1 protein-coding gene is annotated in these 402 nt (G+C 71.1%); it reads left to right on the top strand.

The genetic code is table 11. The features are described from left to right. Window positions 1-402 (top strand): EAL domain-containing protein (locus GVL52_RS32525; RefSeq protein WP_160012788.1); only part of this gene is annotated, 402 nt, incomplete at both ends.

Below are 402 nucleotides of genomic sequence, written 5' to 3'. Positions count from 1 at the left end.
CTGCGACTACGACGCCGCGGTGGACGCCAACTACCGGCGCTCCTACGAACTCATCGCCAGCGTTCCGCGCGCCCTGTCGGCGGGCGAGTTCCGGCTGGTCTACCAGCCGCAGTTCGAACGCGCCACGACGCGCTACACCAGCGTGGAGGCGCTGCTGCGCTGGGACCATCCGCAGCTCGGGCCCGTGCCCCCGGGCGATTTCATTCCGCTGCTGGAGAAAACCGTCCACATCCAGGCCGTCACGCGGTGGGTGCTGGAGACGGCGCTCGCCCAGATCCGCGCCTGGGAGGACGCCGGCCTCGTGGTGGACGTGGCGATCAACGTGTCGCCCCGCAACCTCGAGCAGCCGGATTTCGCCGACACGCTCCGGGAGGCGTGCGCGCGGCACCGCCTCGCACCCTC

This window comes from Rhizobium sp. 18055, from assembly GCF_902706285.1.
Lineage (GTDB): Bacteria > Pseudomonadota > Alphaproteobacteria > Rhizobiales > Rhizobiaceae > Rhizobium.
This window is presented reverse-complemented; position numbering and strand designations above follow the sequence as displayed.